Here is an 8,537-nt window from a genome sequence, read left to right on the forward strand (position 1 = left end):
TTCATTCCCATGGCCAGCAACGGGCCCTTCATGATCAGCATGCAAACGCGCAGTGACCAGACCGCCGAGGCGCTCGAGGTGATCAATGACACCCTGGACAGCTTTATCGCCGAAGGCCCGACCGAGGACGAACTGGCCCGCGCCAAGCGTCAATTGCTCGGCCAGTTTGTGCTGGGCACCGCCAGTAACAGCGCCATCGTCGGTCAACTGGCGGCCAACGGCTTCTATGGCCTGCCGCCCGATCAGTTCCAGCAACTGATCAGTGACATCGAAAGCCTGACCCTGGAGGAGATTCGCAGCGTGCTGCAGCAGCGCCTGCCTGCCGACCAGCGGTTGATCATCACCCTGGGCCAGACACCGGAGGATGAGGCATGAGCCGGGCAAAGAAATCCAGGGCCTTTTCGCCCACCGAGCGTGGCGAGCTGCGCATCATTGCCGGTGAGTGGCGCAGCCGACGCTTTGCCTTCAACGCCCTGCCCGGGCTGCGACCCACCCCGGACCGGGTGCGTGAAACCCTGTTCAACTGGCTCAGCGGCCAGGTCGAGGATGCCCGTTGCCTGGATCTGTTTGCCGGCAGCGGTGCGCTGACGCTGGAGGCCCTGTCGCGCGGGGCTGCCGAGGTATTGGCCTGTGACCTCAGCCGCGACGTGGTCAATACCCTGCGCGGCCATTTGCAGACCTTGCACTGCGAGCGCGGTGAGGTGCGTCAGCAGGACGCCCTCAGCCTGCTCGCCACGCCACCAGCGGCGCCCTATGAGATTGCCTTTCTCGACCCACCCTTCCATCAGGATCTGTTGCTGCCTGCCTGCCAGGCGCTGGAAGCCAATGGCTGGCTGACCAGCCGCGCCTGGATCTACCTGGAAAGCGAGCAGCGCCCGGCACAATTGGCACTGCCGGCCAGCTGGCATCTGCACCGCGAGAAGCGCGCCGGCCAGGTGCATTACAGCCTGTGGCAGCGCCAGGCATGAGCCTGTTCCGCCCGGCACGCTGGCTGCCTGGCGGGCATAGCCAGACCCTGTTCAGCGTCTTGTTCCGGCGCGCACCCAGACTGCAACGCCGGCGCGAACGCCTGACCCTGAGCGATGGCGATTTTCTCGATCTGGACTGGTACGGGCCAGATAGCCCGGATGCGCCGCTGGTCATCCTGCTGCACGGCCTGACCGGCAGCTCCAGCTCCTTGTATATTCTCGGCCAGCAACGGGCGCTGGCAGCCCAGGGCTGGCCCAGCGTGGCGGTCAACTGGCGCGGCTGCTCGGGGGAACCCAACCAGCGTGCACGCAGCTACCATTCCGGCGCCAGCGAAGACCTTGCCGAGGTGGTTGCTTACCTCAGCCAGCAACAACCCGAGCGCACCCTGGCTGCCGTTGGTTATTCGCTGGGCGGCAATGTATTGCTTAAATACCTCGGCGAAACCGGTTCGGATTGCCGACTGCGTGCTGCAGCAGCGATTTCCGTGCCTTTTCGTCTCGATCAGTGCGCCGACCGCATCCGCCAGGGCTTTTCCCGCGTTTACCAGACGCGCTTTCTGCGCGACTTGCTGGCCTATACGCGCAACAAGCAGCGACTCTTTGCCCATCAGGGCCTGCACGCCGAGCACGCCCGGCTCAGCGCCATCGGCTCACTGGAAGGTATGGACAGTTTCTGGGATTTCGATCACCGGGTTACTGCCCCGCTGCATGGTTTTGCCAGCGCCGAGGATTACTACCGGCGCTGCAGCAGCCGCTATTTTCTCTCCGCTATACGCGTGCCCACGCTGATCATCCAGGCGCTGGATGATCCTTTTGTGTTTCCCCACACAGTGCCGGAACTGGCTGAACTGGCCCCCGGCACCGAGATGGAGCTGTACCCCAAAGGCGGGCATGTCGGTTTTATCGAAGGGCCACCCTGGCGACCAAGCTATTATCTCGAGCGACGTATGCCAGAGTGGCTGGATACGGTCTTGAGCGGGCGTACCTGAACAAGCGGTGGTCAGCCAGTTTCGGCTTTTCTATACTGCCGAGTAACTTTTGACAGGATCGGCCCATGCAGTCTCCCGGACTCGCCAGCATCATCCGCTTTATTGGCATTGCCCTGCTGACGCTAGCTGTGGCCTGGCTATCGCGCTTTACCTCGGTGGCCGGTGATATCTCGCTGATCTGGCCGGTTACCGGGCTGTCCGTTGCGGTGGCGCTGCTCTGGGGCCGCCTGGCACCCTGAGCGTCGGGCTCGGCATGATCGGCTGGGCCTGGTTGCAAGGGCTGGCACCCGGGACCTGGCCACTGCTGTTTGCTGAAGCCTGCCTGCCCGGGCTGCTGGCCTGGTACTGGCCGGGCCGCTGGACCTTGAGCAGCCATCGCGCCCTGAGCAACCTGAGCAACTTGTATCTGCGTGGCCTGCTCCCTGGCGCCACCAGTGCTGCCCTGTTCGGCAGTCTGGCGATTGTAACCAGCGGCGACTTTGCCGACTTCCATTGGCTGGATATCGCGGCCTTTTACTGGACTGCCAGCGCCATCGGGGTGCTCTTGTTCACCCCTCTACTTATAGCGTTGCGGCAACAGGGGTTGCGCATCCAGAGTGATGACTGGCGCTTCCTGCGGCAATGGCTGGCCTGCCTGTTACCCGTACTCCTGATTGCCTTTCTGGCCAGCCCGGAATACCGCTGGATTGCCAATTATCTGCTAGTGCCCATGCTGGTCTGGGCCAGTACGCACGCCTTGGCCGTGGCCTGTATGCGGCAGCACTGGAAGAGCCTATGCCTCAGGTTGAGCCCATTGTGTTCAGCTTTTATCAGCAGCTGGATAGTCGCCCCGTTTGCGCTGAGCACGCCAATCTGCTGCTGCGCCCCAGCATGGTGTTGATGCCGCAGGGCAAGGCCGGAAGCGCTGAGCTGCGCCTGGCGGTGGAGGGCCTGGCCATGGCCGCCAGTATGACGGGTAGCCGATTCTGCCGCCTGCACCACGCTGAACATGCCAACCAGGAACGCCTGCGGCAAAAAACTCTGCAAGAAGCCATCAAGGCTGGACTGCGCGACCATGAGTTTGTTCTCTATGCGCAACCCATAATACCGCTGGCAGGCGCCAGTGGTGGTCAACACTGCGAACTCTTGCTGCGCTGGCAGACCGCCAGTGGCGATATTCTGGCCCCCGGCGCCTTCCTGCCCACGGCCGAGCAGGACTGGCTCTCACTCAGCAAAGCTGCAACCAGGACGACCTCAGTCGAGCCCCGGTAACGGCTGGTAGAAGTCTGCCATGGCCTGCTCGACCACGACGGCGGCCTCGGGAGTCAGCAGGCCGAGCTCCAGCGCCAGTACCTGGTGCACCCCGCGGCGCAACAGACGCTGGTCCAGCGGCTGGCCCGGCTCGCTGCTGACCACCGAACAGACAAAGGACACCCAGTTGGTCAACAGCAGCCAGCTATTGATTGCCAGCGCTTGAGGGTCGGTACGCTCGGCGCAGAGGATGCCGGCCTCCACCAACCCCTGATAGATCGCCCGGCCCTGGGCAATGCAGCGCTGGGCAAGGGGACGGAAGCGCGCCGCCAGATCAGGGTCGCTGAGCAGCAGATGCTCCAGCTCCCGGTGCAGGAAGCGGTAGTCCCAGATGCCCTGGAACAGGGTTTCCAGGTAATGCACCTTGTCCTCGGCAACCAGGCTGCGCTCGCCTGGCAGTGCCAGGCTGTCAGCAATTTGCGCTTCGTAGCGGTTGAACAGTTCGGCGACTATCTGCTCCTTGTTTCGGAAGTGGTAATACAGGTTACCCGGCGAGATACCCAGGTGGGCCGCGATATGATTGGTCGTGACCTGGCGTTCGCCCTGCTCATTGAACAGCGACAGGCTGGCTTGCAGGATGCGTTCACGGGTTTTCATCTGGGCTTTTGCACCGGTTTGACAGGTTAGAGCATTTACTCTAGACTAATTTTCAGCATAACAATACAGCACCTGTGCCAACGCTGAAACCCGGCGCTGCTCAAGGCTGCTACCCGCCTACCGGAGATATTATGAACGCCGCGCAGCCAACGCCCGAGAGCACCGCAGCCATTGAGGCCATGCACAGGGTTTTCCAACAGCAGCAAAAGGCTTTTCGCGCCGCGCCCATGCCATCGGCAGAGCAGCGCATCAAGGCACTAAAGCACTTGAAACAGGCGCTGCTCGAGTATCAACAGCCTCTGATCAGTGCAATCAATAGCGATTTTGGCCGCCGCAGCGCGGATGAAACCCTGCTGGCCGAGCTGCTCCCTTCGGTAGAAGCCATCAAATACACCACTAGACGACTCCGCGGATGGATGAAACCTTCGCGTCGACAGGTGGGTATAGCCTTTCAGCCAGGCAAAGCGCGGGTGGTCTATCAGCCACTGGGGGTGATCGGCATCATGGTGCCGTGGAATTACCCGCTGTATCTGGCCATTGGCCCTCTGGTCGGTGCACTGGCCGCGGGTAACCGGGCGCTGATCAAGATGAGCGAGTCCACGCCGGCAACGGCTACTGTTCTGCGACAGATGCTGGCCAGCTGTTTCGGTGAGGATGAGGTCGCGGTGATTACCGGTGAGGTAGAGGTTGGTCAGGCCTTCTCGAAGTTGCCCTTCGATCATTTGCTGTTTACTGGTGGTACCGAGATTGGCCGTCATGTGATGCGGGCGGCGGCGGAGAATCTGACGCCGGTGACGCTGGAATTGGGTGGCAAGTCGCCGGCGTTGATTGCCCCTGATATGCCAATCGCCGATGCCGCTGAGCGTATTGCCTTTGGTAAGGGGTTCAATGCGGGCCAGACCTGTGTGGCGCCGGATTATGTGCTCTGCCCGGAAGATAAGCTGGATATTTTGGTTGATGCGCTGCATCAGCGGCTGAGCAGGATGTATCCGACGCTGCGGGATAACCCGGATTACACATGGATCATTAACCAGCGCCAGTACCAGCGCTTGAGTAACTGGTTGCAGCAGGCGGAGCGTGAGGGTGCGCGCCTGATTACCATCAATCCGGCGAATGAGGATCTGGCTGATACGCGGATTATTGCGCCGACGCTGGTGCTGGATACTGCGGATGGGATGACGCTGATGCAGGAGGAGATTTTCGGTCCGATTCTGCCTATCGTGCCCTACCAGAATCTGCAGCAGGCGCTGGACTATATTGCTGACCGCCCGCGCCCATTGGCGCTGTATTACTTCGGTTATGACCGCAGCGATCAGCAGCGCATCATGCAGATTACCCATGCCGGGGGGATGTGCATCAATGACACTATTTTGCATGTGGCGCAGGATGATATGCCTTTTGGTGGCATCGGCCCGTCGGGCATGGGGCATTACCACGGGCATGAGGGTTTTCTGACCTTCAGCAAGGCCAAGGGCGTTTACATCAAGCAACGCTTCAATGGTGCGCGGCCGATCTATCCACCCTATGGTGGAAAGATGCTGCAGTGGGTTTATAAGTTGTTTATTCGCTGAGATGGCGCTGGTGAGCGAATTGATGCAACAGCGCAGTAACCTATGTGCGCTCTGAGCGAAAAAACCGCAGATCGATAAAAAACAATAACAGTGGCCCAGCCACATTAGCGAGGTAACGATGTCCTCCATCACCCAGGCCCGGCTTAGCCGCCGGGAGTTACTCAAGTTGGGCGCCGGGGCCAGTCTGGTACTGACCACGGCCGGCATGACGGCCACCCTGACCGGCTGCAGCAGTAGTGAACCTGCCACGGATTACCAGGTGTTGCGCACTAGCGACCTGCCGATTCTGGGCGCGATTCTTCCCGCTCTGGTCGGCCCGCACCCTGCCATGCCGGCACAGATCCCGGCGGCCCTGCGCCAGCTCGACTGGAGCCTGGCGCATATGTCCACGCAGATTCATCAGGACATTCACGAGATGCTCGACCTGCTCAGCATGGGCATTACCCGTGGGCCGATGACGGGTATCTGGGGCCGTTTCGAGCATGCTTCACCGGAGCAGGTTCTTGCGTTTCTGGCACGCTGGCGCGATAGCCGGCTGGCTTTGCTGCGTGAAGGCCATGCTGCTTTGACGCAGCTGCTGTTGGTGGCCTGGTATGCCTTGCCGGCAACCTGGGACAGCATCGAATACCCCGGCCCGCCGGCCATCTGATCAGGATACTTCCATGTCGATACCCGATATCTATACCCAGGGCATTGCCCGCGGCTGGCAGGTCACTGACGCGACCAGTCTGGACAACGACAGCCGATTCGATGCAGATGTGCTGATCATCGGTACCGGTGCCGGCGGCGCGACCAGCGCCGAGATTCTGGCCCAGGCTGGGCTGCGCGTGCTGATGGTGGAGGAAGGTGGGCTGTTTACCTCCAGCAGCTTCAAGGGCAATGAGGCCAAGGCCTATGCCGAGCTGTATCAGGAAGGCGCTGCGCGTGCGACCAGCGACAACGGCATTGTGATTCTGCAGGGCCGGAGTGTGGGTGGCACTACCACAGTGAACTGGACCAGCAGTTTCCGCACCCCTGACGCGACTCTGGAGCACTGGGCCGACGCGCATCAGGTCGCCGGGTTGGACAGCGCCAGCATGGCGCCCTGGTTCCAGCGTGCCGAAGAGCGGCTGGGCATTTCGCCTTGGGCCGTGCCGCCGAATGCCAACAATGATGTGCTGAAAGCCGGTTGCGAGCAGCTTGGCTGGCACTGGGCGGTGATTCCGCGCAATGTGCGCGGCTGCGCCAACCTGGGCTACTGCGGTACCGGCTGCCCGTTGAATGCCAAGCAGTCGATGCTGGTAACCAGCGTGCCGGCGGCGCTGGATGCTGGTGCGCACCTGATCCATCGGCTGCGCGCCGAACGTCTGCTATTCAATGGCGATCAGGTTACCGGCGTTGAGGCCCGGGGTATGAACAGCACCCTGACCCGCGCCGATGGTCCACGGGTTACCCTGAGTGCCAAGCATGTGGTGCTGGCGGGTGGTGGTATCAATTCGCCCGCTCTGCTGCTGCGCTCGGACGCGCCCGACCCCCATGGCCGGTTGGGCAAGCGTACCTTCCTGCACCCGGTGAATTTCTCGGTGGCGCAGTTCGACAAGCGCATTGATGGCTTTTACGGGGCACCCCAGTCGATCTATTCCGATGAGTTCCAGTGGAACAATGGCACCACTGGGCCCATGGGCTTCAAGCTGGAAGTGCCACCCACCCACCCGAGTATCACTGCCGCGACCATTGGCGGGCATGGCCGGGAGAGTTTCGAGCGCATGCAGCGCCTGGCCTACAGCAATGTGATGATCGCGCTGATGCGTGATGGCTTTGATGAGCAGAGCCAGGGTGGCAGCGTGCAACTTCGCAAGGACGGCAGCCCGACACTGGACTACCCACTGAACGATTACCTGTGGGAAAGCGCGCGACGAGCCTGGTTGGCGATGGGTGAGATACAGTTTGCTGCGGGTGCCAAGGCGGTGTTGCCGGCGCATGCGCATGGTCGCCTGAGTCGCACCTTTGTTGACTTCAAGACCCAGGTCGAGCAATTGAGCTACCGCATCTATGACGTCAACCTGGCCAGCGCCCACGTGATGGGTGGTTGTGCCATGGGGGAGGACCCGCAGCAAGCAGTGGTCAACAGTCAGGGCCGGCATCATCAGTTGAGTAACTTGTCGGTGCTCGATGGCTCGCTCTTCCCGACCAGCATTGGCACCAACCCGCAGCTCTCTATCTACGGCCTGGTCGGTCGCCTGGCAACCCAGCTGCGCGACGAGTTGACGGCCTGAAACGCCGAGCAACCTGAATCTGTCAGGGCCTGTGCCCGACAGATTCCGTCTTGCCCGCTTGGCCCTGCCCAGACGTTGGGCTACCATCTGCAGTCCACGTCCTCGATTCTGGAATTGCCCGATGAATACCGCACTCTATCCTGGTACCTTCGACCCCATCACCAAAGGCCATACTGATCTGGCCGAGCGGGCGTCCAAACTCTTTGACCGGGTAGTGGTTGCCGTTGCCGCCAGCAACAAGAAGAACCCGGCCTTCGAGCTTGAGCAGCGGGTTGAGCTGGCGCGCGAAGTACTCAGCCACCTGCCGAATGTGGAAGTGGTCGGCTTTTCCTCCTTGCTCGCGCATTTCGTCAAGGAAGTCGATGCCAATATCCTGCTGCGTGGCCTGCGTGCGGTATCGGATTTCGAGTATGAATTCCAGCTGGCCAACATGAATCGCCAACTGGCGCCCCAGGTGGAAAGTCTGTTTCTGACCCCCTCGGAAAAGTACTCTTACATTTCTTCCACCCTGGTGCGTGAAATTGCCTCCCTTGGCGGCGATATTTCCCAGTTTGTGCATCCGGCAGTGCATGATGCCCTGCTCAAACGCTATCACGGCTGATAACACCCGCTTTTCCGGAGCATTTGCATGGCCCTGATCATTACCGATGACTGCATCAATTGCGATGTCTGTGAACCCGAGTGCCCGAACAACGCCATCTCTCAGGGCGAAGAGATTTATGTGATCGACCCCAACCTGTGCACCGAGTGCGTCGGCCACTATGACGAGCCCCAGTGCCAGCAGGTGTGCCCGGTGGATTGCATTCCGCTGGATCCTGCCCATGTCGAAAGCAAGGATGAGCTGATGGAAAAATACGGGTATACGGA

Annotated in this window: 12 protein-coding genes; 11 read left to right on the top strand and 1 reads right to left on the bottom strand. The window is 61.1% G+C overall.

Annotated elements, in window-relative coordinates; translation table 11 throughout:
- From B7L72_RS09530 to B7L72_RS18565, 6 genes are all read left to right on the top strand, one after another.
- Window positions 1-375 (top strand): M16 family metallopeptidase (locus tag B7L72_RS09530; RefSeq protein ID WP_139788492.1); only part of this gene is annotated, 375 nt, incomplete at its 5' end.
- Window positions 372-968 (top strand): 16S rRNA (guanine(966)-N(2))-methyltransferase RsmD, encoded by a 597-nt coding sequence (rsmD, locus tag B7L72_RS09535; protein WP_081194011.1) that lies wholly within the window; start codon window positions 372-374, stop codon window positions 966-968. The genes B7L72_RS09530 and rsmD, both read left to right, overlap by 4 nt.
- Entirely contained in the window at window positions 965-1,957 is a 993-nt protein-coding gene (locus B7L72_RS09540) for a hydrolase (protein ID WP_081194013.1), read from the top strand. The genes rsmD and B7L72_RS09540 overlap by 4 nt, the downstream gene beginning before the upstream one ends.
- Window positions 1,958-2,022: 65 nt before the next feature.
- Window positions 2,023-2,196 carry a hypothetical protein gene (locus B7L72_RS18555; RefSeq protein WP_176212865.1) on the top strand — a complete coding sequence of 58 codons (174 nt, stop codon included), beginning with the start codon at window positions 2,023-2,025 and terminating at the stop codon, window positions 2,194-2,196.
- 14 nt (window positions 2,197-2,210) lie between these two features.
- On the top strand, window positions 2,211-2,837 hold the full coding sequence (locus B7L72_RS18560) for a hypothetical protein (RefSeq protein WP_176212866.1): 627 nt from the start codon (window positions 2,211-2,213) through the stop codon (window positions 2,835-2,837).
- A complete protein-coding gene (locus B7L72_RS18565) occupies window positions 2,837-3,208 on the top strand; it encodes an EAL domain-containing protein (RefSeq protein WP_176212867.1) in 372 nt (123 codons plus the stop codon). The genes B7L72_RS18560 and B7L72_RS18565 overlap by 1 nt, the downstream gene beginning before the upstream one ends.
- Here B7L72_RS18565 and B7L72_RS09550 read toward each other — a convergent pair.
- The gene (locus B7L72_RS09550; protein ID WP_081194017.1) at window positions 3,191-3,844 is read right to left on the bottom strand and encodes a TetR/AcrR family transcriptional regulator; all 654 of its coding nucleotides are present in this window, start codon (window positions 3,842-3,844) and stop codon (window positions 3,191-3,193) included. The two genes, B7L72_RS18565 and B7L72_RS09550, sit on opposite strands and share 18 nt — an antisense overlap.
- A 131-nt stretch (window positions 3,845-3,975) precedes the next feature.
- Here B7L72_RS09550 and B7L72_RS09555 point away from each other — a divergent pair, with 131 nt between their 5' ends.
- From B7L72_RS09555 to B7L72_RS09575, 5 genes are all read left to right on the top strand, one after another.
- Complete coding sequence (locus B7L72_RS09555) at window positions 3,976-5,415, top strand: coniferyl aldehyde dehydrogenase (protein ID WP_081194019.1); 1,440 nt, start codon at window positions 3,976-3,978, stop codon at window positions 5,413-5,415.
- Window positions 5,416-5,533: 118 nt separating this feature from the next.
- The gene (locus tag B7L72_RS09560; protein WP_081194021.1) at window positions 5,534-6,064 is read left to right on the top strand and encodes a hypothetical protein; all 531 of its coding nucleotides are present in this window, start codon (window positions 5,534-5,536) and stop codon (window positions 6,062-6,064) included.
- A gap of 13 nt (window positions 6,065-6,077) precedes the next feature.
- Window positions 6,078-7,670 carry a GMC family oxidoreductase gene (locus B7L72_RS09565; RefSeq protein ID WP_081194023.1) on the top strand — a complete coding sequence of 531 codons (1,593 nt, stop codon included), beginning with the start codon at window positions 6,078-6,080 and terminating at the stop codon, window positions 7,668-7,670.
- A gap of 121 nt (window positions 7,671-7,791) precedes the next feature.
- Window positions 7,792-8,271, top strand: coding sequence for a pantetheine-phosphate adenylyltransferase (gene coaD, locus B7L72_RS09570; protein ID WP_081194025.1), 480 nt, complete (start codon window positions 7,792-7,794; stop codon window positions 8,269-8,271).
- Window positions 8,272-8,298: 27 nt separating this feature from the next.
- Window positions 8,299-8,537: YfhL family 4Fe-4S dicluster ferredoxin (locus B7L72_RS09575; protein ID WP_081194027.1), on the top strand; the 239-nt coding region annotated here is incomplete at its 3' end.

The organism is Halomonas sp. BC1 (genome assembly GCF_002078135.1).
Taxonomy (GTDB): domain Bacteria; phylum Pseudomonadota; class Gammaproteobacteria; order Pseudomonadales; family Halomonadaceae; genus Vreelandella; species Vreelandella stevensii.

What these genes read in the sequence shown, in the direction of transcription:
- B7L72_RS18560 (WP_176212866.1), top strand. Translation starts at nt 2,211, where the DNA reads ATGATCGGCTGGGCCTGGTTGCAAGGGCTGGCACCCGGGACCTGGCCA.
- B7L72_RS18555 (WP_176212865.1), top strand. Translation starts at nt 2,023, where the DNA reads ATGCAGTCTCCCGGACTCGCCAGCATCATCCGCTTTATTGGCATTGCC.
- coaD (WP_081194025.1), top strand. Translation starts at nt 7,792, where the DNA reads ATGAATACCGCACTCTATCCTGGTACCTTCGACCCCATCACCAAAGGC.
- B7L72_RS09560 (WP_081194021.1), top strand. Translation starts at nt 5,534, where the DNA reads ATGTCCTCCATCACCCAGGCCCGGCTTAGCCGCCGGGAGTTACTCAAG.
- B7L72_RS18565 (WP_176212867.1), top strand. Translation starts at nt 2,837, where the DNA reads ATGCCGCAGGGCAAGGCCGGAAGCGCTGAGCTGCGCCTGGCGGTGGAG.
- B7L72_RS09565 (WP_081194023.1), top strand. Translation starts at nt 6,078, where the DNA reads ATGTCGATACCCGATATCTATACCCAGGGCATTGCCCGCGGCTGGCAG.
- B7L72_RS09550 (WP_081194017.1), bottom strand. Translation starts at nt 3,844, where the DNA reads ATGAAAACCCGTGAACGCATCCTGCAAGCCAGCCTGTCGCTGTTCAAT.
- B7L72_RS09555 (WP_081194019.1), top strand. Translation starts at nt 3,976, where the DNA reads ATGAACGCCGCGCAGCCAACGCCCGAGAGCACCGCAGCCATTGAGGCC.
- B7L72_RS09540 (WP_081194013.1), top strand. Translation starts at nt 965, where the DNA reads ATGAGCCTGTTCCGCCCGGCACGCTGGCTGCCTGGCGGGCATAGCCAG.
- rsmD (WP_081194011.1), top strand. Translation starts at nt 372, where the DNA reads ATGAGCCGGGCAAAGAAATCCAGGGCCTTTTCGCCCACCGAGCGTGGC.